Consider the following 20493-nt stretch of genomic DNA (forward strand, 5'->3'; position numbering starts at 1 on the left):
TCCAACGGGGTTGAATAAAGAAACGGTTTATTTCATCAACAAGTTACTGTTCAGTTTTCAATGTTCATTCGTTTTAAAAATAATGGAGCGGGCGAAGGGAATCGAACCCTCATCATCAGCTTGGAAGGCTGAGGTTTTGCCACTAAACTACGCCCGCAGTGTTTGGTGCGGTAAAGAGGACTTGAACCTCCACGGGGTTAACCCCCACTAGGCCCTCAACCTAGCGCGTCTGCCATTCCGCCACTACCGCAAATATTCATTTCTTAAGGACAAGTTATATCTTATAATACTTTTTTGATATTGTCAACACTTTCTTCAAAAGAAAATGGTGAGCCATACAGGATTCGAACCTGTGACCCTCTGATTAAAAGTCAGATGCTCTACCGACTGAGCTAATGGCTCGTGGCTGGGGTAGCTGGATTCGAACCAACGAATGACGGAGTCAAAGTCCGTTGCCTTACCGCTTGGCTATACCCCAACGGAAATTGAATGAAAATGGTGACCCCTACGGGACTCGAACCCGTGTTACCGCCGTGAAAGGGCGGTGTCTTAACCGCTTGACCAAGGGGCCATTTCTTATTTCGTCATTCGACACGATTAATATCTTAACACTCAACGTTTTCGTTGTCAACAACTTTTTATCATTGTTTTTTAAGTGTTACGCATGTCTTTTTGACACGTTTATTATCTTAACGAATAACAAACAGTTTGGCAAGTCTTTTTTGAAAATAAATTTCAAGTTTATTTCTCTTCCTATATAATATCATTTTAAAAAACAATGATTCTTATGTTGCTTCATCACACATATTGAAAATAGGCATCGCAAAGAGTCTATATGTCATACTCTATTTTGCGATGCCTAACTGTTACTTTATTTGATTTCCAATAAAATAATTTCATTTCTACATAATCCACAACGATACTTTTTTGTGTCCATTCGCCGTTTTCTTTCGTACTGCTGGTGACATGCTGTACATTCATACACAAATCGTTTTCCACTTTTTCGTCTTTCTTGCAAAGGTCTACAATATCTTGGAGAATTCGTTGCTGCTAACAATTGTTTAAAATCTTGATCCCCGTGTCGATATCCTTTTCCTTCTTGATGTAAATGGTAATGACAAAGCTCATGTTGAATAACACCGACTGTTTCCTCTATTCCATATTTCTTATAAACGAGAGGATTCATCTCGATATGTCCTGTTTGCAACATGTACCGCCCCCCTGTCGTTCGCAATCGTTTATTAAAATAAGCGTGGTGTCGGAACGGCTTACAAAATACTTCTTCTGATATTTTTTCTACGAGCTTTTGTAACTCAAAATCTGTCATTATTCCTTACGCTTCGGCTGAATCATCGTCAAACCGATGCGTCCCTTCTTCTTATCGACAGAGTCTACCCATACTGTCACAATATCTCCGGATGCAACGACATCTAAAGGGTGCTTGACGAAACGATTCGTTAATTTTGAAATGTGCACGAGTCCATCTTCCGTCACTCCGATATCGACAAACGCTCCAAAATCTACAACGTTGCGTACTGTTCCTTGAAGTTCCATTCCTTCATGTAAGTCATCGATAGCGAGAACGTCTGACTTTAAAACAGGTTGCGGGAAGTCTTCACGTGGATCTCGATTCGGTCGTTTTAAAATTTGAATGATATCTTTTAACGTCTCTTCTCCGATACTTAACTTCTCTGTCATTTGCTCTAAATCTACTTCATCTAATAATGATACTGTTGCCGCTTGTCCTAATTGCTCTTTCGTAATGTTTAAAGTTTTCAATAAAAGCTCTGTTTCTTTATAGCTTTCTGGGTGAATGCCTGTCGCATCGAAAGGTTCTTTACCGTCCATAATGCGCAAAAATCCGATTGCCTGTTCATATGTTTTAGCACCGAGACGCGGAACTTTCTTTAACTCTGTTCGCTTTTCGTAAGGTCCGTTTTCTTCTCGATATTTCACGATATTATCGGCAACTGTTTTAGACAGCCCCGCTACGTGACGTAATAGAGATGAAGATGCTGTATTGACGTTGACACCGACTGTATTCACTGCTGTTTCTACGACGAATGCGAGAGAGGCTTCCAATTCTTTCTTCGACACGTCATGTTGATATTGGCCAACACCGATCGATGAAGGTTCGATTTTGACGAGTTCAGATAATGGGTCTTGTAAGCGACGTGCGATAGAAATCGCGCTACGCTGTTCAACTTGAAGCTCTGGGAATTCATGTCGTGCTTCTTCAGATGCCGAGTACACACTCGCTCCTGCTTCATTCACAATGACATAAGAAGCTTCAAAGACACCATCTCGTAAAGCGTTCGCGACGAACTGTTCCGTTTCTCGAGAGGCCGTCCCGTTGCCTATTGCGATCGTGCGCGCATCGTATTTTTCTACAAATTGCTTTAACGTTTTTAAAGAAGCTTCTACTTTTGGCTTCGGTGGGTGAGGGTAAATCGTATCGATCGCCAATACTTTCCCGTACTCATCAATGACCGCTAATTTACAACCTGTTCGGAAAGCAGGGTCGATACTTAATACTGTTCTTCCTTTCAATGGAGGCTGTAAAAGTAAGCTTTTTAAATTTTCACCGAAAACGCGAATCGCTTGTTGTTCAGCCACTTCTGTCAACTCCGCTCTTACTTCACGTTCAACAGATGGGAGGAGCAATCTTTTTAATCCGTCTTGAATGGCTTCTTCTACTTGCAAACGATGTTCATTCGGTAATTGCTTCGTATATAAGCGAACTAATTCCGCTTCAATTGCCGGTTCTGGAAACTGGATCGCAATTTTTAAAACATCTTCTTTCTCTCCTCGGTTTAATGCGAGTGTACGGTGAGGAACGATCGAACGAATCGGCTCGGCATATTCATAGTAATTCGCAAAGACGGAACGTTTATCTTCCGCGCCTTTTTTCAGTTGTGAAATAATTTGACCTTCTTTTTTCACATGTTTCCGTGCAGCATTGCGAGAACGGACATCATCCATCAACTGCTCGGCAATGATGTCACGCGCCCCTTGAAGTGCCTCTTCTTCATGTAAAGCATCTTCTTCTCTTTCGGCAAATTGTTGCAATAGCGCTCCATACTCTTCACCTTTTAATAAAGCGTCAGCAAGCGGTTGGAGTCCCCGTTCAATCGCAGTCGTCGCTCTCGTTCTTCGCTTCTGCTTATACGGACGATATAAATCTTCTACTTGCTGAAGTGTCGTTGCGCGTTCAATCGCTTGTTGTAATTCAGATGTTAATTTTTCTTGTTCTCCAATTAAACGAATGACTTCTTCTTGTCGCGTCATTAAAGACTTCACATAGTGATAGCTATCCTCGATTGTTTTGATTTGCACTTCATCTAAAGATCCTGTCGCTTCTTTTCGGTAGCGTGCGATGAACGGGACCGTATTCCCTTCATCTAGCAACTGTATTACCGCTTTTGTTTGCTTCGTTGGCAATTGCGCCCGTTGAGCTGTTCTCGTAATCGTTAATTCCATGTTCATTTCCTCCTCATATGAAAAAAGACAAGTACATCATCTGTACCTGTCTTTTAGCAGTCGATCATGCTTCATCAATTATAGCAACTGCACCGCTATAAAAGTAGCATCATCCGCTGAATCTATTTTACTTTCAATCTTTTTAGCTAAGTCATAAGCTGTCGGACTCTGTTGCAAACAAGCTTTCGGACTTTTCGCCAAAATGCCATCTGAATGCATATAAAATGTATCGCCACTTTCATAGGTATACGTTTGACAATTCATTTTTATTTTTCGCCCTGATAAGTATCCCATCACTGGTAAGGGATAAATCATTTGATCATGATTATGTAGCATGTACATTCGAATATTTCCGACTCCACAATATGTTAACTGTTTCGCTTGAAAATCAATTCGAACAATTCCTACCGCTGCTCCTCGTTTCGCAATCATTTGACGATTGCTTTCTGTAAACCAAAACTCGAGCGATTCGTCAGGATATTTCGCTACTGTTTCTTTCACTACTCTGGCAGATTCATTCGCTTCAGGGCCATTTCCTAGTCCGTCGGCGATGACGAGTATAGCAAACTCGTCTGTAAAGTGAGTATGCGCAACATCCCCACTAATATCATTTCCTACTTTGATTCGATTCATCGTATAACATTCTAAATGTTCGTCTATGTGTCGTTCCAATCACTAGCACCGCCTGATGATAATATCGCTTCTTGTAATTTTTTAATCGCTTTTCTTTGCAGGCGTGACACATGCATTTGTGAAATGCCGAGACGCTCTCCCGCTTCTTTTTGGCTCATTTGTTCAATGTACGTATATTGAATGATACTTCTTTCTCTTTCTGTCAATACAGAAAGTGCTTCAGCGACGAGTAGACGCTGATCTGTCTTTTCATAACCGTCGTCTTGTTTTCCAACTAAGTCGAACAACGTCATCGTGCCACCTTCAGCATCTGCGTCCGATTGATAGTCCATCGATAATGCATGGTAACTGCGACCCATCTCCATCGCTTCTAAAACCGCTTCTTCATCCACTTCTAAATGAGCAGCGATTTCGTCGACACGAGGCGAGCGCTGCAGTTCTGTCGTCAACGTCTCGACTGTTTTTTTAATTTTAGGACCGAGCTCTTTAATGCGTCTAGGTACGTGAACATCCCAAGTTTTATCTCGTAAGAAACGTTTAATTTCCCCTACAATTGTCGGAACAGCGAACGCTTCGAAACTACGTCCGACTTCTGGGTCATATCGGCGAATCGCACCTAATAAACCGAGCATTCCGACTTGGACTAAATCTTCATGATACGATTTACCATACGAATACTTTCGAGCGATCGCATGAACGAGTCGTTCATAATTTAAAACGAGGGCTGTTTGAGCTTCTTCATCCCCATCTTCTTGAAACTTTCGTATCCATTGGAGCACTTCATCCTTTGACGGCTTTGGCTCTTTACGAGAAGGCTGTTTGTTTGGCATCCTCTTCGCCTCGCTCTCTTTGAAGATACTTCGTCATGAAGACAGTGACACCCTCCTCTTGGTGGATACGTACTTCATCCATTAATGTTTCAATTAAATAAAGACCGAGGCCGCCTTCACGTAAAAATTGGGCTTCAATCTCTTCATCGTAAGGACCTGTACGTTGTTTCGCTTCTTCAAAATCAAAACTGACTCCGTGATCCGTAACCATAATTTCTAATCGATCATTATAAAGCGCACAACCGATAATCACTTCACCAGCTTCATTCGCTTCGTAAGCATGTTGGACAGCATTCGTCACCGCTTCACTCGCCGCAATCTTCAAATCTTCGATGTCATCATATGTAAAGCCGAGCCTGCTCGCAATGCCTGAAATAGCGAGACGCGCTACTCCAACATATTGAGCTTTAGCTGGAACTTTCATTTCAATGTAATCATATTGCCCCATCATTGTTCATCACCTTCTGCTTCTTCGACATCGATAATCGCATCTAAACCTGTAATTTCGAACAGACGGTACAAACGACGATTTAAACCTGTCACTTTTACATGGCCACCTTGCTCTTGTAATGTTTTATAAAAACCGACGAATACACCTAAACCTGTACTATCCATATATGCTACTTCTGATACATCTATCTCAGCTTGCACACCTTTTAAATGTGTAATGGTATTTAATTGTTCTTTCAATTTCGGTGCCGTAAAAGCGTCGACTTCTCCGATGACTTTAAATTGATACACATCTTTTAGCTCTTGTTGTTGTACATGTAAATCCATTTTACATCCACCCCTAACGTTGTAGTTATCGAAATTCTATCTATTTTTCTTCATATACCCTAATTTTCAAAGGTAAAACCTAATTAATTCTTTTTCATAATCGCTACGGTAAAATCATCATGTAAACGGAAATTTTGAAGTTGAGATAGCTCTTTGAAAAGATGGTCTGCCATTTGTTGAGCAGATTGATCACTCACTTCATAGAGAAGTTGCTCGATGATTGAACTGTCTAAAAAGCCATCCTCCGTCCGAATCTCTGTGACACCATCCGTCATGATTGCGACGAAGTCACCTGAATGTAATTGAACACGTTGCTCTTCATACTCCACTTCTCTTTTAACACCGAGCAATAAACCCCTCGCGTCCAATTGTTCGAATTTTTTCGTTTTTGCACAATATAAAAGCGCAGGTTCATGTCCTGCTGAAGCATAGGTGAAGTGTTGGTCTTCGACATTATACATTCCGTAATACATAGAAATAAACATAGAATTGTCCACACTTTTTTCCACGATTCGGTTAATGATTTTTAACACTTCGCTCGGAACGGACTCATTCTCGTCAATACTATCCATTCCAAATTTAATCATCGACATGCAGAGCGCCGCAGGAATACCTTTTCCTATAACATCTGCGACCGCGACGCTCAGTTTCTTTTGTCCATGTTCCGCAAAGTAAATGTAGTCACCACTCATCGTCTTTGCAGCTTCACTCACATAACCGATATCTAAACCATCCATGTTCGGTCTCGTTGCGTTCATTAACTTTTCTTGAACGTTCGCTGCCACTTCCATCTCCATGTGCAGCTCCTCACGCTTCTTAATTAAGCTTTGATGTTCACGAAGAGCTAAACCGTAATGAATCATCATTTCGATTAAGAAATCATGTGTCGTTGCTACTTCTTCACGCAACTCTGGAAATATGTGCATTACCGCGTCTTTATGAAGGCTAACTACATCTTCCGGCGCAATTTCTTGTTCGATAAATTTACGACTAAATTGTTGAGCGAAGTATAAGTTTTTCTCATCGAGGTTTTCTAAATATTTCTCTAACAATTCTTGATACTGCTTTTGTAAATCCATCATCATTTCACTTCCTTAACGCAGCCATTTAATAGCTGTTATCGTCGTGCCTACCCCTACTTCTGTTTCAATCTTAAATTCATCGACAAGTCGTTGAACTCCCGGCATCCCTGCCCCAAGTCCCCCGGACGTCGTAAAGCCGTCTTCCATCACTTTACGAACATCTGGAATTCCCGGTCCATTGTCGGATGAAATGATCATCATTCCTTTTTTAGTTCCATCATGCAAGCGTCTAATCTCTATTTTTCCCGTGCCCGCATATAAATAAATATTTCGTGCTAATTCACTAATTGCAGTCGTAATACGCGCTTGGTCGACCGTTCCGAAGCCGATTGACTTCGCTTCGTCCCTTCCTAATTGACGCGCTGCCACGACGTCCCACTCTGTATATATTTCTACAGAAGACCGTTCATTCATAACTAGTCCTCCAATTCTTTGTGAAGTTTATCCAATCCGTTTTCTAAATCTAATGCTGTTAACACTCCTTCGAGTCTAATTCCGAGTTCGATTAACGTAATTGCGACAGCTGGTTGGATTCCAGTGATGACAACTTTCGCTCCCATTAGACCCGACATTTGAATGACATCGCCCAATACTTTAGCGATGAAAGAATCGATAAAATCAATTGCCGTTAAATCAATAAGTACGCCAACCGCTGCCGTTTCATGCAATTTCTCCATCAAATCTTCTTGAAACTGCAAAGCTGTGCGATCGTCAAGCTCCCATTGAATCGATACGATTAACGTATCGTACAGTTTTAAAATTGGGATGCGCATATTCATCTTTATTCAACCTCCTTAATTTCACGATTCGTTAAACGAAGCGCCTTTTCCATTCCTTTTTGTAATGTACTTGTTGTTAAAAACTCAGTCAAATCGATGCCTAATGTCACAATCGTTTGTGCAATTTCAGGACGGATTCCAACGAGTAAACATTTCGAGCCAACAAGACGTACCGCATCGGCTGCTTGAATTAAATGATGTGCTACCATCGTATCGACAACTGGCACACCTGTAATATCGAGCAAGACAACTTCTGCACGTTGCTCAACGACACCTTCTAATAAATTCTCCATAATTAATTTCGCTCGTTCCGTATCGATCGTTCCAACGAGAGGCATGACGGATATTTTTTCGAAAATCGGAATAAGTGATGCTGATAGTTCTTGGAGTGCGATTTTTTGTAAATTAAATGTACGCTCCCATTCTAATGAATAAGATTGAATGATACTGCGTCTTAAAGGTTCAATCCACTTTAAATGTAAATTGAAAAATTGACTATAATTTTCTCCGTTAATAATTTTTTCTTTTTCTAAATGTTTAAACACTACTTTAGAAAAGCGATCAATCGCTGTGTTAATAAATGAAATAGACCAACCGAATCGAACGATTTTTGTCGCAAATTCCATCGACTCTTCATCCGATACATCTTCACCCTCTTCTATGTTCGACAACATTAACGTCGTAAACTCTCGACTCGTCTTTTCTACGAGATGTTCAGGCATATATTGAAAAAACTTTTCACCTTTCTCATTTTTCATCTCATCGATCCAAGCGTGCATTACTTCCTCTTTGTATTTTTGTAAATTTTTAATCATTTGTTCATTCATCCTAATAGACTCCTTCCAAACAGTTATTCATCTATACTTCTCTTTATTGTAACGAAAATAGTGCAGAAAGACACTTAACTTTTAAAAAATCCTTCTTTTACCACTTTCGCTCTAAAAAATTACATACTAAAAACGAGCAACGGACCTTTCGTTCAATCCATTACTCGCTCTTAATCTCTCATATTCTTTATATGTACTATATTTTAATTAAACCGAAACTAATTTCCAGTGCTTTATCAACTTGTGCCATAACATCAGCATCAAGATGTGTAATTTTATCTGTGAGCCTCGACTTGTCGATCGTGCGAATCTGTTCGAGCAAGATGACTGAATCTCGCTCGAATTTATATGTTTTCGCATCGATTTCAACATGTGTTGGCAATTTTGCTTTTTGAATTTGCGCTGTAATAGCTGCGATGATGACTGTGGGACTGAATCGGTTCCCGATATCGTTTTGAATGATCAAGACAGGACGCATGCCCCCTTGTTCCGAACCGACTACTGGTGACAAATCTGCAAAAAATACGTCTCCACGTTTGATTGCCAACTTTTTAACCTCCGCTTACGAGCCGTTCCATCGTATGCTGAGCTTCATACTCTACATGTAAACATTCCGTCGCGATTTTTAAATTAATTTGCGACATTTCAACATAACCTTTCATCATCATTTCTCTTAGTTCTTTCATTTCGTCATGTTCAGAACGATTTGCTGAAATGTAAACAAAGTTTTTATGTGAAGCTTCTCGATGGTTGACTACTTGTTCTTTTTCATTCAACATGTTCGTCGGAATTTCAACAATGACTTTTCGCAAATTTCGTTCGCGGTTGTCTCTTTCACGCAAGTTAAGCACCTCCAGAAAACCGTTTCAATGAGTATTCTATACCTCTCCATCGTATCATCGTTAAGATGGAAAGAAAAGGTCTTTCGTCGGGTGAAAAAAACATTATTGTGACAATTCTCGACTTATTCTCGCACTGAATGATGTGCATACTTCATAATTAATCGTGTTTAAACTGTTAGACCAATCATTTACACTAATTTCTTCTCCTTTGTCAATTCCGATTAATGTAACAATTTCTCCTACTGAAATATTTTCATTTACAAGAATCATACACTGGTCCATACAAATCGTACCTATAATTGGATATTTACTTCCTTTAATTATTACTTGCTGTCCTGTTAACTGTCTTCTTAAACCGTCCGCATAACCGATCGGTAATGTTGCAACATACTCTAACTTTTTCGTTTCATATGTGCCACCGTAACTAATTTGAGATTGTGACGGGACTTTTGTTATCTTCGCCACTTCCGTTGTAAGTGTCATCGCTTTTATTAAACGTATCGGTAAAATCGTTTCTACGTAAGGCGATGGGGGCAACCCATACAAACTAATGCCGTAACGCACCCCGTCATATACATATTCCGGGAACCTTAACGTTGCCGCGCTATTGGATACGTGAACAATTGATGGACGTTCTGGAAAATATTGAAGTAATTCTTCAAATATTCGAACTTGTTCATCAGTCCAAGAGCGTTCCTCTTCATCCGCTCGCGCAAAATGTGTAAAAACTCCTTCTATTTCATACGCTGTATTTCTTAACAATTGAAAAGCTCGTTCAATTTCTTCTCCAGTTTGTAAACCGATTCGGTTCATCCCTGTATTTAATTTCATATGTAGAATTAAAGGCTCCCGCGGATACTGATTCTCCGCTTCAACAAGCCACTCTACCGAAGGGACAGTGAGTGTAATTTGATGAGTGACAGCTTCTGGAATAGACTCAACAGGAGAAGGTCCTAAAACGAGGATCGGCAACTTCGTCATTTTGCGCAATCGCAATGCCTCATCAACCGTCGCGACCGCAAAATAATTCACTTCACTTTCTGACGCTCGCACCACTTCTTCCATTCCATGACCATAACCGTTCGCCTTCACTACCGCAAAGAAATGACGTATCGGGCGATTTTGTTCCTCATAATAACGTTTAATGTTTTGGATATTTTGGACGATAGCTGAGCGACTAATTGACATACGAGTCGGGCGATAAGATGTCATCATGCTTCACCTTCTTGTAAAATCACTTGCGCAGCCGCTACATGCTTCGTATGCGTAATAGAGACAAACCCATTCACAAGCGTATTTTGAAAATATAAAATAGGTTTTCCTAACGAATCATTTAACACTTCAATTTGTTGAAATGTGCAATTTTCTCCGATTCCTGTACCTAAAGCTTTCGCAAAAGCCTCTTTCGCCGCAAAACGTCCCGCTAAATATTCTAATTTTCGCCCGTCGCTCAACATTTGAAACTTCTGTCGTTCTCGCACAGATAAAATACGTTCTGCAAATCGAGCGTTTCGCTCATAAATCGTTTGAATTCGGTCTAATTCAACGAGATCTAAACCTATTCCAGAAATCATTTGACCACTTCTTCCTTTTCATTCATGTGTAGACAAAGTATACTTATAGACAATGTTAATCGAGGTGAAATTATGTTTATTCGAAATGAAAAATTAAATGAGTATATGCGCTTGTACCCTGTAGTGACAACATTAATCATTCTCAATATCGTCCTACATCTCATTAAAATTATCCCTGGGATTGGACCGATTATGTACTTGATGGGGATTGGCTCTAATGAAATGGTCGCTTACGGACAGTGGTGGCGCTTAATTACCCCTATATTTCTCCATGCGGACTTCATGCATTTATTGATGAATATGTTCTCTCTCTATATCTTCGGTCCCGATTTAGAAAAATTAATCGGTAAGATGAGATTCATTACTCTTTTCCTATTGAGTGGTGTTTTCGCAAACGTCGCAACTTACTTTTTACAACCACTCTCTTACATCCACGTCGGAGCGAGCGGTGCGATTTTCGGTATTTTCGGTGCATTTTTAGCACTCGTCTACTATACAAGAGATAATATTCCACAACTGAAACAAATCATTTTACCAATCGTTGGTATTAGTGTTGTTCTCACTTTCTTAGGGTCTAACATTAACCAAACTGCTCATATCGGTGGACTCATCGTCGGGTTCATTATCGGACTAAGCTACTTCCATCCGAAACGCATTATGAGTTGGAAAAAATAATGATTTAGACTTCATCATTATATCATAATTCTATAAAAACTCCTGTCTTCGCCTTTTGACGAATGACAGGAGTTTTTCATTTATGTTCATACCATTTCATCACTTGTCTCGCTTCTTTTTCATCCATAAATGGAATTTTAGCCACCGTATGCGTCATTCCCGATTTAATATAACAAAGAATCGTACCTACTTGACGTCTCTGATGAAAATAACTTTGTCTCAAAGTGAGGGATTGAATGCGCGGGCGCAAAACGTAAACCGTTCGCTTCGTAATTTGGCGATACATCGTTGTCAATTGTTGTTTTTCATACGCATAACGCGCTGTTTTAAACTTCCAACGGCCGTGCAAAACGATGACAGGTAATAGCAATAAAACGAATAACCCATAAGGGAAAAAGCTGTAGCTAATGCCCGCTATGAACGGAATCGCCCAGAAATATTGAATGCGATGAAAAAAGTGCTTCCCCCGTTCTGGCACTTTTTTCAAAGGTGTCGAAAAATGAAGCTCTGGAAAAATTTCAGTGAGCGGTTCATAAGCAGCGTTCTTTTTCACAAGTGGAAAAATCGCAATGCGTGAACTTTCTCCCGCTCCACCTGCACTATGCAAAACGATCGTACAGTAGCCGAATAGTTGACGAAATGGGTTTTCTAATATTTCAACACTTTGCACACGGCTTAACGGAACGGTCACTTTTTTCTTCTCGATTAATCCGCGCGTCATAAATAAGTTGTTACGATCTCGGGTTACTCTAAATTGATGGTACGAAATAAAGGTGAGCGCAATCGACAGCAACCACGTGACGAATAGTGCCCCGAAAATGACGAGTAAAACCATCGTTAAACCTGAACGGATAAACGTAAAGACTTGTGTATATAAAAACTCAAATGGAATTAAATCGATAAACTGTGTCATAAAAATTAAAATACCCGACAAAATAACACCGACACCGCTTGAAGTCACCGCTAAAATGACGAGATCTTTCCGCGTCATCGTATACACTTCACGCAAACCATCTTGCGGCAATGCTTCCGTTTCGACTTCTACTTCCAAAACGAATGGGTGGAGCGGTTCTCCTTGCTCATTGAAGCGTAACGGTAACGGTCCAATAATTCTTCGCTTCTTCGTCTCTTGAATAAAATATTCGATCGCTTCAGCGGCACCTTTTGATACTGCTGGCAATGCCGCTTCTGCTTCTCCTGAGCCACTCGCTGTCTCAATTTCCACTTTCACGAGTCCAAATATCCGGTGCGCTAGTGGCTCTGTATAATTCAAACTTTGAATTCTTTCAAATGGAATGTAACGTTTGTTTCGAACGAACACACCGCTCTCAATTCTAAGTTCATCCTCTTCAAACCAATACGTAAAACGACTCCAACGAATAAAATTAACGAGCACAGATGCGATGAATAAAACGGAAAAGCTCGCGAACCCAATCCCTGCCATTATTAAAAAGCCACGCCCATCAAGACCATCTTTAAAAGCATTTAAAGCGATCAACACGACAATCGGTAAAATCATTTCACGCAATAAGCGGAGACTCGAAACGAAAATCGTCGCCCAATGTAATTGATAACGTTCGTTCGAATTATACATCGTCTTTCGCCATCCTCGCTAATGTGGAAATACGTCTTCTTAACTCATCTGCCTCGTTCAATGCAATCGCAGGAATAATATGAACCGTCGCTGCTGTTGAAATCGTCAAATCTGCTACACCATACATGCGTAGTAAAGGACCTTGTGTCGTATCAACATGCTGCACACGCGCCATCGGAATGAGTGTACGTTTCACAATGAATAACCCTCTTTGAATTTCTATTTCTGCTTCTCTCACTTCATATCCCCAACGTTTCCATCGAATATAAGGGAAAACGACCACAAAAAACAGAAGATGGAGGACGATTATTCCAACTCCAATCCATACATAGTTCATATTGAAATCATTCGTCTTTAATATTACAAATAATACAATGGTCGCGATGATTAAAAACAATGTAGACAAACCGTTATGAATGCGCCAAACAGTCAATCCTTTGCGATTAATCTTTTGCGATAATTGATCTGACATTTTCACACCTACTTTGAAATTGTGAACTAAACATAGAGGAGTATTATTTCAAAACATCTATCGTTCCTCCAAATATGCTTGACTTATCTATCATAACCTATCAGACAGATATTTTTTAGTATTTCCTTCATTCGAGCAATAACAAATGCTAAATAAAAAATACACCGCCATTCACTTTCATGAATGACGGTGTATCCATTTTATTTATTGTTGTTTTGTTGAACGGTTACCGCGACTACCTTCGCGACGACGTGATCCGCCACCACCGCCACCTGAACGACGGTTACGTTCTCCGCCACGGAAGTTGTTGTTGCGACGGCGTCCGCCACCTCCGCGATTACGATCATTGCCACGTCCTCCTGTGCGACGTGATGGTAATGGGCGCTCTTCTGTAATTTTAACCGGTGTATCGTTCGGTTCGCGCGTTAAGTTTTTCAATGCAGCTGCGATTAAATCTACCGCATCATGTTGTTGCATTAATTTCTCAGCCATTTCACGGTAGTCGTTTAATTCGTTCTTCTCAACGATTTCAACGAGTTGTTCTACCGCTAATTTTTGTTGACCGACTAACGCTTCGTCTTCTGTCGGTGGACGAAGTGGTGTCATACGTTTTTTCGTCGTTTCCTCTACGACACGTAAGTATCCCATTTCACGTGGTGTTACGAACGTTACCGCCACTCCACTTTTACCAGCACGACCTGTACGTCCGATACGGTGTACGTAGCTTTCTGGATCTTGCGGAATATCGAAGTTGTATACGTGTGTAACGCCTGAAATATCAAGTCCACGCGCTGCAACGTCTGTTGCGACGAGAACGTCGATTTTATTTTCTTTAAATTGACGTAATACTGACATACGTTTTGATTGCGTTAAGTCACCGTGAATACCTTCCGCAAGGTAACCACGTAAGCTTAATGCTTCTGCTAATTCGTCAACACGGCGTTTCGTGCGTCCGAAAACGATTGCGAGCTCTGGTTGGTGAACGTTTAATAAACGTGATAACACTTCGAACTTCTCGCGCTCTTGTGCTTTTACGAAATATTGGTCGATGTTTTCGACTGTCATTTCTTTCGATTTAATTTTCACCATTTGTGGGTTTTTCATAAATGTTTCCGCAATTTTGCGAATCGGTCCTGGCATTGTCGCCGAGAACAATAATGTTTGGCGCGTATCTGGAACGTTAGATAAAATCGCATTAATATCTTCGATGAAGCCCATGTTTAACATTTCATCCGCTTCGTCGAGAACTAACGTCTCAACTCCGTCTAATTTCAATGTTTTACGTTTAATATGGTCTAAAATTCGTCCTGGTGTTCCGACAACAATTTGTGGGTTGTTGCGGAGTGCGCGAATTTGGCGTCCGATATCTTGTCCACCGTATACTGAAAGTACACGAGCACGTTTTCCGTGACCGATACGATAAATTTCTTCTGAAACTTGAATCGCAAGTTCACGAGTCGGCGCAATGATTAACGCTTGTACTGCTTTGTTCGAAGTATCCACTTTCTCGATAATTGGAATACCGAACGCTGCTGTTTTCCCTGTACCTGTTTGTGCTTGTCCAATGACATCTTCTCCTGCGAGACCGTATTTAATCGTTCCTTCTTGGATCGGTGTCGCTTCTTCAAAACCCATTCTTTTTAATGAGTCTTGTGTTGATTCGCTAATATTCAGTTCTGAAAATTTCGTCAAACTTCTCAATCTCCTTTTGTTTCTTTCATTTGATCATTGGTTACATTTCAAATGAAAACGCGGCAAAATTCGAGCCTTTTACTCATTTTAGTTTTCTAAAATGCTTCGAATCGGGATGGTGAATGAGTGAGTGAACGAAATGATCAGTTGTGTGCTTCGTTCACATTTTAATTCCGATTTGTAGTTTCTCTGACGTGGGGAGTTATGTTGCTTCCAAGCATTACAGAGGCTGTTAGAAAAGCTCGGGTCTTACCGAGCGAGACGTTAGACATCTCGTTTTATTCAAAAAAAAGTACTCTTCATCAAATAGGCTGAAGAGTCTCTCGTGTAAATGTATCCAATCCTAGTTGTCAGTGTACCATGCGAGAATGGACTATGCAATCATTGTGAATTAATCATAATTATCTGTTAATAATGACACTATTCGACAAATGGAGGTGACGTTCAATAAAACGAAGAAGCTCGTGAAACCAACCTTCCGCATCCGCACTGTAACAAATATGATGCTTCCCTTGTTCTGAAATGATGACCTGCTTATGCTCGCTTTTCACCCGTCGATATAAATATAAACTCGATGAAAACGGGACGATGCCATCACGCTTTCCATGTACGAAACAGACAGGGGTATGAACGAATTTTGCACAATACTTTCCGTAGCGTAACACGTCTAAAAAGTGAAATGCCGCTCGAATCGGGGTGTTGCGTAATTTGTAGTCGTACAGATGATAAAACGTTTGTCTCGGCAATGGGCGCTTCAACAAGTCCGCTCCGAGCTTCGTCCAAATATCCCCTACTAAATGACGCCATTCGCCATACTTCGCTGCGGGACTTAATAAAATGAGCGCGTCGACTCTTCTTTGCGCCGCTAACTGCAGGGCTAATAAGCCACCCATTGAAAAACCGACGACGACAATTTTGTTCACTCGCTCCGCTAACTGATCATATGCGCGGTTCACTTCAAAAATCCATGTCGAAGCATTCGCATACGGGTGAGACAATTGAAGAGGGATGCCATGCCCTGTTAATGTCGGAGAATGGAGAACCCAATTCGTTCGCGCATTCAAATAGTTGTAAAGGGGACGCGTTTCGATCGGTCCCCCTGTAAAGCCGTGTAAAAATAATACCCCTACTTCTTTTTTCATGGAAGTAATTTCTCCAATGCCATACCGCGCGATCCTTTTAATAAAATGACATGTTCACGCGTACTGTCTGCAAATATATTTTTGAAAGAATCGCGTTCCAATGTGTGCACAATTTCAGCGTCGCAATGAGTATGTAGTGCATCTGCTAAAGCTTTCATGCGCTCGCCTACTAAATAAATACGCTCCGGTTTCACCATCTTCACCGCTTCTTGCAAGTCAGCGTGATACGTAAGTTCATCTTCTCCAAGCTCTAACATATCTCCAAGAACGAGCCATTTCTTTTCGCGATGTTCATAGTTCGCCAAGAAATTTAATGCTGCTTTCATCGATGTCGGTGCTGCATTGTACGCATCGTTAAGCACGAGCGCTCCCGTTTCTAAATAAACTGGTTCCATGCGCATCGCCGTTAATTTCGCCGTTTTTAATGCCTCTTGCATCTGTTCAACCGATAAGCCTAACGCATGTCCAATCGCTAAAGCAGGAAGGGCATTTTTCGCTTGATATTCACCGTAAATACTCATCTCAAAGTCACCATAAACCGTACCTTCCACTCGGAAAGCGGTCCCTCCTTCAAGCTGCTCAACCGCTACGAGGTGGTGACGGTTACGTTCTCTATAGCCGAAAGACTCTGTACGAGTGCTCGTCTGTTCAACGAGCGGCTGTAAAAGTGGCTCATCTCCATCATAAAAGAGCACGCCGTCTTGTAAGCCATCGATAATTTCAAATTTCGCACAGGCAATTCCTTCACGCGACCCGAGCGCTTCCATATGTGCTTCTCCGATATTCGTAATGACCGCAAAACGCGGTTTTGCCATTTTCGATAAAAATGAAATTTCACCGAAATCGCTCATCCCCATTTCGAGTACTGCCACTTCGACATCTTCATCTAAATTTAAAATCGTTAAAGGTAACCCTAACTCGTTATTGAAGTTCCCTTCTGTTTTTTGCACTTTGAAATACGGTTCGAGTGTCGCGGTAATGAGGTCTTTCGTCGACGTCTTACCATTCGAACCCGTCACCCCGATGACGACAGGGTGAATTTCTTCTCGGTAAGCGCGCGCTAACTGCTGTAGCGCGAGTTCGCTATCTTCCACAAAAATTAAAGGTAAGTCCGTTGGCGGATTCGGTTCGTCTGTCAACCATAAAGAAGCGACCGCTCCATCTTCAATCGCTTGGCGAACGTATTGATGCCCATTCGAGTGCTCTCCGCGAAACGGAATGAACAAATCTCCTGTTTGCACGATGCGCGAATCGATGACGACTCGTTGTACGAATTGATCATCTTGTAAGTTTTGAGCCTCTGCTTGTAACCATTGTTGTAATTGTGTCGTTGTACGTTTCATCTATTATCACTCAATCCATCGTATATTGAATTTTTTGTTTTGCTGTATGACGTTCCATCGCTAATTCGATTAGTCGTTCGATAATTTCAGGGTATGTCATTCCAGTATTTTGCCATAGTAATGGGAACATCGATGTTTTCGTAAAGCCTGGCATCGTGTTCACTTCATTAATGTAAACCTCATCGTTTGCTGTGACAAAAAAGTCAGCGCGCACGAGTCCTGCACAGTCGAGAACACGGTAAGCACCGCGAGCCATTTCTGTCATTTTCGATTTCACTTCTTCCGAAACTTCGGCTGGAATGACGAGCTCTGTCGAATCGTCTTGATATTTCGCTTCATAATCATAAAAAGCAGCGATCGGTTTAATTTCTCCTGGAACCGAAAATTCAGGGTAGTCATTTCCGAGTACGCCCATCTCGATTTCACGAGCTGTTACTCCTTCTTCGATGACAATTTTGCGGTCGAAGCGAAGGGCGAGTTCAATAGCCTCTTCTAATTGCGCACGGTCATCTGCTTTACTAATTCCTACACTAGACCCTAAGTTCGCTGGTTTGACAAACATCGGATACGGCAATTCTTTTTCTGCTTTTTCTATCACTTCAGCACGATTTTGTTCCCAATCCGGTCGGACGAAATGGACGTACGGAACTTGAGCTAATCCCGCAATTTCAAATAGTTGCTTCATCGATACTTTATCCATTCCAGCAGATGAAGCGAGAACGCCATTTCCGACGTACGGAATGTTTAACACTTCAAACAACCCTTGTACAGTCCCATCTTCACCATTCGTTCCATGAAGAACAGGGAACGCAAGATCGAACGCTAATCCGTTGGCGATAATTTGTTGAATCGAATCTGCTTTTCCTTTGCTGTCGAAGCGTAAAGACTCTTTATGTTCAAAAGGAGTTGTACGCTTTTCACCTTGGCACCATTCGCCTTGAATCGTAATATAGATCGGTAACACGTCAAATTTTGCATAATCAATCGCTTGCATCACTTCATAAGCAGTCGACAACGACACCTCGTGCTCTGCTGACTTTCCACCATATATTAAACCGATGATTGTTTTCATCTCGTTCCCTCACATTCTATTAAAATCATTCTTTTTAGTTTACCATGAATAGAGACGTAACGAAAAGTGAATTGCGAGAAGCAACTTTAATTGTCCGAACAACGTCATTGAAAAGTATGCACATTTAAAACATATCCGTTATAATTTAGAAATGGATATCGAATTTATGAAAAAGAAAAGGTGGATGTTGTGAGCCTACAAGATAAAAAAGATTCATTTTTCAAACGGTTTGATTGGAAATTAGCCCTCATCATTATCGCTCTCGCTATCGTCAGTGTCATCGCGATTTCGTCCGCTCAAACGTCCGGTCAATATTTAAGAAACTTTGCTTTAAACCAAGTTGTATGGTTCGTCGTCGGTTTCATTTTAATCGGAATGACACTCGTTTTAGAACCGGAACAATATAAAAAAATTGCATGGTTCTCTTTACTTTTCGGACTTGTTTTATTAGCGCTCGTCAAATGGGGCCCTGGTGGACCAGGTACGGGACTCGCTCCAATTTACAATGGTGCGAAACGGTGGTTAAACTTACCTGTGATCGGACGAATTCAACCATCTGAATTCGTGAAGATTTTTTATATTTTAGTCATCGCTCGTGTCGTCAGTAAACACCATGAAAATACGAGCATTAAAACGATTCAAACAGACTTTATTTTACTCTTAAAAATTTTAGGAACACTCACTTTGCCATTGTTTTTCATCATTAGTCAAGACTTAGGAACATCGCTCGTCTTCTTAGCGATTACTCTCGGCGTCATCGTCGTTTCAGGAATTTCTTGGAAATTACTTACGCCTCTCTTCGTCGGCGGGGCTGCGCTTGGTGCGACCGTCCTATGGATGAGTGTGTACGCTCAAGATTTTTTACGCGAAAAAGTCGGACTCGATGAATTCCGAATGAAACGTGTGTATTCATGGTTAGATCCTTACTCGTACCCGAGTAACGAAGGGTTCAACTTAATTCAGACGATGACCGGAATCGGCTCTGGTGAATTGTTCGGTAAAGGATATAAAGGACGGGAAGTATACGTACCTGAAAACCATACCGACTTTATCTTCAGCATTATCGGAGAAGAGTATGGTTTCATCGGTTCAAGCTTCGTCATCATTTTATTCTTTATTTTAATTTATCATTTGACCCGAATCTCACTCAGTCTAACGGATCCTTTCAGCATCTACATTACAACGGGTGTCATTTCGATGATCGCCTTCCACGTCATTGAAAATATCGGGATGAACATTCAATTATTACCGATTACCGGTATCCCGCTTCCTTTCATCAGTTTCGGAGGAAGTTCTATCTTTAGTATGTCAATCGCAGTCGGTCTTGTATTTAGCATACGTTATCACCAACGCTCGTATATGTTTTCAGACGAAGAACATTAAAAAAGCACATCGCACTTGCGTACCTTCTGTTTAAGGTAGAGCAAATGCGACGTGCTTTTCATTTTAACGACTTTCCGAAAGAAGTCTCCCATCCTCAAGGAGTGTGAAGGTGCGAATAGCACCAATGAGTAGGTGGGAGATGAATTTCGGTTGGCTTTAGCCAAAGAATTTGGTAAAATATAGACATAATGTTCTTTGACAACTGGATATATGGAGTTGCATACGGAAATAAGAGCGAAAACCAAGCCCCTCGTATGCGTAAAATATCCAAGGTACTAAAAACATTGCGTATCAGT

General features: G+C 41.0%; 22 protein-coding genes and 5 tRNA genes. 2 read left to right on the top strand and 25 right to left on the bottom strand.

Annotation, left to right across the window (positions count from 1 at the left end):
• Positions 1 to 83: 83 nt before the first annotated feature.
• The 19 genes from ACFQ0V_RS09330 to acpS form a co-directional block, all read right to left on the bottom strand.
• A tRNA-Gly gene (locus ACFQ0V_RS09330) sits at positions 84 to 157 on the bottom strand.
• Positions 158 to 163: 6 nt separating this feature from the next.
• Positions 164 to 250, bottom strand: a tRNA-Leu gene (locus tag ACFQ0V_RS09335).
• Between the two features lie 76 nt (positions 251 to 326).
• A tRNA-Lys gene (locus tag ACFQ0V_RS09340) sits at positions 327 to 402 on the bottom strand.
• A gap of 1 nt (position 403) precedes the next feature.
• Positions 404 to 478 (bottom strand) — tRNA-Gln (locus tag ACFQ0V_RS09345).
• 18 nt (positions 479 to 496) lie between these two features.
• Positions 497 to 571 (bottom strand) — tRNA-Glu (locus tag ACFQ0V_RS09350).
• Positions 572 to 871: 300 nt separating this feature from the next.
• Positions 872 to 1327, bottom strand: coding sequence for a SprT family protein (locus tag ACFQ0V_RS09355; protein WP_381012627.1), 456 nt, complete (start codon positions 1325 to 1327; stop codon positions 872 to 874).
• Complete coding sequence (locus tag ACFQ0V_RS09360; RefSeq protein ID WP_381012630.1) at positions 1327 to 3486, bottom strand: Tex family protein; 2160 nt, start codon at positions 3484 to 3486, stop codon at positions 1327 to 1329. Before ACFQ0V_RS09360 ends, ACFQ0V_RS09355 begins: the two co-directional genes overlap by 1 nt.
• Positions 3487 to 3558: 72 nt before the next feature.
• Positions 3559 to 4152 carry a SpoIIE family protein phosphatase gene (locus ACFQ0V_RS09365; RefSeq protein WP_381012633.1) on the bottom strand — a complete coding sequence of 198 codons (594 nt, stop codon included), beginning with the start codon at positions 4150 to 4152 and terminating at the stop codon, positions 3559 to 3561.
• Positions 4137 to 4943: an RNA polymerase sigma factor SigB gene (gene sigB / locus ACFQ0V_RS09370; protein ID WP_381012635.1), complete on the bottom strand. Its 807-nt coding sequence runs from the start codon at positions 4941 to 4943 to the stop codon at positions 4137 to 4139. Before sigB ends, ACFQ0V_RS09365 begins: the two co-directional genes overlap by 16 nt.
• Positions 4918 to 5391, bottom strand: coding sequence for an anti-sigma B factor RsbW (gene rsbW / locus ACFQ0V_RS09375; RefSeq protein WP_381013214.1), 474 nt, complete (start codon positions 5389 to 5391; stop codon positions 4918 to 4920). Before rsbW ends, sigB begins: the two co-directional genes overlap by 26 nt.
• Positions 5391 to 5720, bottom strand: coding sequence for an STAS domain-containing protein (locus ACFQ0V_RS09380; protein WP_381012638.1), 330 nt, complete (start codon positions 5718 to 5720; stop codon positions 5391 to 5393). Before ACFQ0V_RS09380 ends, rsbW begins: the two co-directional genes overlap by 1 nt.
• An 83-nt stretch (positions 5721 to 5803) precedes the next feature.
• Entirely contained in the window at positions 5804 to 6802 is a 999-nt protein-coding gene (locus ACFQ0V_RS09385) for a PP2C family protein-serine/threonine phosphatase (RefSeq protein ID WP_381012640.1), read from the bottom strand.
• Between the two features lie 12 nt (positions 6803 to 6814).
• The gene (locus ACFQ0V_RS09390; RefSeq protein WP_381012643.1) at positions 6815 to 7216 is read right to left on the bottom strand and encodes an anti-sigma regulatory factor; all 402 of its coding nucleotides are present in this window, start codon (positions 7214 to 7216) and stop codon (positions 6815 to 6817) included.
• A 2-nt stretch (positions 7217 to 7218) separates the two neighbouring features.
• On the bottom strand, positions 7219 to 7581 hold the full coding sequence (locus tag ACFQ0V_RS09395; protein ID WP_381012645.1) for an STAS domain-containing protein: 363 nt from the start codon (positions 7579 to 7581) through the stop codon (positions 7219 to 7221).
• Between the two features lie 2 nt (positions 7582 to 7583).
• A complete protein-coding gene (locus tag ACFQ0V_RS09400) occupies positions 7584 to 8408 on the bottom strand; it encodes an STAS domain-containing protein (RefSeq protein ID WP_381012646.1) in 825 nt (274 codons plus the stop codon).
• Between the two features lie 196 nt (positions 8409 to 8604).
• Positions 8605 to 8955, bottom strand: coding sequence for a type II toxin-antitoxin system PemK/MazF family toxin (locus tag ACFQ0V_RS09405; RefSeq protein WP_381012649.1), 351 nt, complete (start codon positions 8953 to 8955; stop codon positions 8605 to 8607).
• Between the two features lie 4 nt (positions 8956 to 8959).
• Positions 8960 to 9250, bottom strand: a complete 291-nt coding sequence (locus ACFQ0V_RS09410) for a transcriptional regulator (protein ID WP_381012650.1) — start codon at positions 9248 to 9250, stop codon at positions 8960 to 8962.
• 102 nt (positions 9251 to 9352) lie between these two features.
• Entirely contained in the window at positions 9353 to 10465 is a 1113-nt protein-coding gene (gene alr / locus ACFQ0V_RS09415; RefSeq protein ID WP_381012652.1) for an alanine racemase, read from the bottom strand.
• On the bottom strand, positions 10462 to 10824 hold the full coding sequence (acpS, locus tag ACFQ0V_RS09420) for a holo-ACP synthase (RefSeq protein ID WP_381012655.1): 363 nt from the start codon (positions 10822 to 10824) through the stop codon (positions 10462 to 10464). The genes alr and acpS overlap by 4 nt, the downstream gene beginning before the upstream one ends.
• Positions 10825 to 10896: 72 nt before the next feature.
• On the opposite strand from acpS, the gene ACFQ0V_RS09425 reads away from it, so the two are divergent.
• Positions 10897 to 11499: a rhomboid family intramembrane serine protease gene (locus tag ACFQ0V_RS09425; protein WP_381012657.1), complete on the top strand. Its 603-nt coding sequence runs from the start codon at positions 10897 to 10899 to the stop codon at positions 11497 to 11499.
• Positions 11500 to 11575: 76 nt separating this feature from the next.
• Here the strand turns inward: ACFQ0V_RS09425 and ACFQ0V_RS09430 are convergent, their stop codons facing one another.
• From ACFQ0V_RS09430 to ACFQ0V_RS09455, 6 genes are all read right to left on the bottom strand, one after another.
• Entirely contained in the window at positions 11576 to 13093 is a 1518-nt protein-coding gene (locus ACFQ0V_RS09430) for a PH domain-containing protein (RefSeq protein ID WP_381012660.1), read from the bottom strand.
• A complete protein-coding gene (locus ACFQ0V_RS09435) occupies positions 13086 to 13565 on the bottom strand; it encodes a PH domain-containing protein (RefSeq protein ID WP_381012663.1) in 480 nt (159 codons plus the stop codon). Before ACFQ0V_RS09435 ends, ACFQ0V_RS09430 begins: the two co-directional genes overlap by 8 nt.
• Before the next feature lie 204 nt (positions 13566 to 13769).
• Positions 13770 to 15257 carry a DEAD/DEAH box helicase gene (locus tag ACFQ0V_RS09440; protein WP_381012665.1) on the bottom strand — a complete coding sequence of 496 codons (1488 nt, stop codon included), beginning with the start codon at positions 15255 to 15257 and terminating at the stop codon, positions 13770 to 13772.
• 401 nt (positions 15258 to 15658) lie between these two features.
• Entirely contained in the window at positions 15659 to 16399 is a 741-nt protein-coding gene (locus ACFQ0V_RS09445; RefSeq protein WP_381012668.1) for an alpha/beta hydrolase, read from the bottom strand.
• Complete coding sequence (locus ACFQ0V_RS09450) at positions 16396 to 17742, bottom strand: UDP-N-acetylmuramoyl-tripeptide--D-alanyl-D-alanine ligase (protein ID WP_381012671.1); 1347 nt, start codon at positions 17740 to 17742, stop codon at positions 16396 to 16398. Before ACFQ0V_RS09450 ends, ACFQ0V_RS09445 begins: the two co-directional genes overlap by 4 nt.
• 10 nt (positions 17743 to 17752) lie before the next feature.
• The gene (locus ACFQ0V_RS09455; protein ID WP_381012674.1) at positions 17753 to 18814 is read right to left on the bottom strand and encodes a D-alanine--D-alanine ligase; all 1062 of its coding nucleotides are present in this window, start codon (positions 18812 to 18814) and stop codon (positions 17753 to 17755) included.
• A 189-nt stretch (positions 18815 to 19003) separates the two neighbouring features.
• On the opposite strand from ACFQ0V_RS09455, the gene ACFQ0V_RS09460 reads away from it, so the two are divergent.
• Positions 19004 to 20197: an FtsW/RodA/SpoVE family cell cycle protein gene (locus tag ACFQ0V_RS09460; RefSeq protein WP_381012676.1), complete on the top strand. Its 1194-nt coding sequence runs from the start codon at positions 19004 to 19006 to the stop codon at positions 20195 to 20197.
• Positions 20198 to 20493: the final 296 nt, after the last annotated feature.

It is taken from the genome of Savagea faecisuis (genome assembly GCF_042675605.1).
GTDB lineage: Bacteria > Bacillota > Bacilli > Bacillales_A > Planococcaceae > Savagea > Savagea faecisuis.

Coding starts and splice junctions, on each gene's coding strand:
- ACFQ0V_RS09360 (WP_381012630.1), bottom strand. CDS start 3,486: ATGAACATGGAATTAACGATTACGAGAACAGCTCAACGGGCGCAATTG.
- ACFQ0V_RS09435 (WP_381012663.1), bottom strand. CDS start 13,565: ATGTCAGATCAATTATCGCAAAAGATTAATCGCAAAGGATTGACTGTT.
- acpS (WP_381012655.1), bottom strand. CDS start 10,824: ATGATTTCTGGAATAGGTTTAGATCTCGTTGAATTAGACCGAATTCAA.
- ACFQ0V_RS09425 (WP_381012657.1), top strand. CDS start 10,897: ATGTTTATTCGAAATGAAAAATTAAATGAGTATATGCGCTTGTACCCT.
- ACFQ0V_RS09450 (WP_381012671.1), bottom strand. CDS start 17,742: ATGAAACGTACAACGACACAATTACAACAATGGTTACAAGCAGAGGCT.
- ACFQ0V_RS09355 (WP_381012627.1), bottom strand. CDS start 1,327: ATGACAGATTTTGAGTTACAAAAGCTCGTAGAAAAAATATCAGAAGAA.
- ACFQ0V_RS09380 (WP_381012638.1), bottom strand. CDS start 5,720: ATGGATTTACATGTACAACAACAAGAGCTAAAAGATGTGTATCAATTT.
- alr (WP_381012652.1), bottom strand. CDS start 10,465: ATGATGACATCTTATCGCCCGACTCGTATGTCAATTAGTCGCTCAGCT.
- ACFQ0V_RS09385 (WP_381012640.1), bottom strand. CDS start 6,802: ATGATGGATTTACAAAAGCAGTATCAAGAATTGTTAGAGAAATATTTA.
- ACFQ0V_RS09430 (WP_381012660.1), bottom strand. CDS start 13,093: ATGTATAATTCGAACGAACGTTATCAATTACATTGGGCGACGATTTTC.
- ACFQ0V_RS09445 (WP_381012668.1), bottom strand. CDS start 16,399: ATGAAAAAAGAAGTAGGGGTATTATTTTTACACGGCTTTACAGGGGGA.
- rsbW (WP_381013214.1), bottom strand. CDS start 5,391: ATGGGGCAATATGATTACATTGAAATGAAAGTTCCAGCTAAAGCTCAA.
- ACFQ0V_RS09395 (WP_381012645.1), bottom strand. CDS start 7,581: ATGAATATGCGCATCCCAATTTTAAAACTGTACGATACGTTAATCGTA.
- sigB (WP_381012635.1), bottom strand. CDS start 4,943: ATGCCAAACAAACAGCCTTCTCGTAAAGAGCCAAAGCCGTCAAAGGAT.
- ACFQ0V_RS09390 (WP_381012643.1), bottom strand. CDS start 7,216: ATGAATGAACGGTCTTCTGTAGAAATATATACAGAGTGGGACGTCGTG.
- ACFQ0V_RS09455 (WP_381012674.1), bottom strand. CDS start 18,814: ATGAAAACAATCATCGGTTTAATATATGGTGGAAAGTCAGCAGAGCAC.
- ACFQ0V_RS09400 (WP_381012646.1), bottom strand. CDS start 8,408: ATGAATGAACAAATGATTAAAAATTTACAAAAATACAAAGAGGAAGTA.